Origin of the sequence: Xylophilus sp. ASV27 (genome assembly GCF_016428875.1) — a bacterium.
In the GTDB taxonomy this organism is placed as follows: domain Bacteria; phylum Pseudomonadota; class Gammaproteobacteria; order Burkholderiales; family Burkholderiaceae_C; genus Xylophilus.
On sequence record NZ_JAELTO010000431.1, the window covers coordinates 1 to 255 of the forward strand.

Sequence of the window (255 nt, forward strand, 5' to 3'; positions counted from 1 at the left end):
AGGCCTCGCGCCGCATCACCGACATCATCGGCGTGATCGACAGCATCGCCTTCCAGACCAACCTGCTGGCGCTCAATGCCGCGGTGGAGGCCGCGCGCGCCGGCGAGCAGGGCCGCGGCTTCGCCGTCGTCGCCAGCGAGGTGCGCAGCCTGGCGCGGCGCAGCGGCGAGGCGGCCAAGGAAATCAAGAACCTGATCGGCGCCTCCGGCGCCAAGGTGCAGGCCGGCGCCTCATTGGTGCAGACCGCGGGCAGCA

The 255-nt window shown here is 72.2% G+C and carries 1 protein-coding gene; it reads left to right on the top strand.

What is annotated here, in order from left to right:
• A partial coding sequence (locus JHD63_RS25310; RefSeq protein WP_233168579.1) for a methyl-accepting chemotaxis protein occupies positions 1 to 255 on the top strand: 255 nt, incomplete at both ends.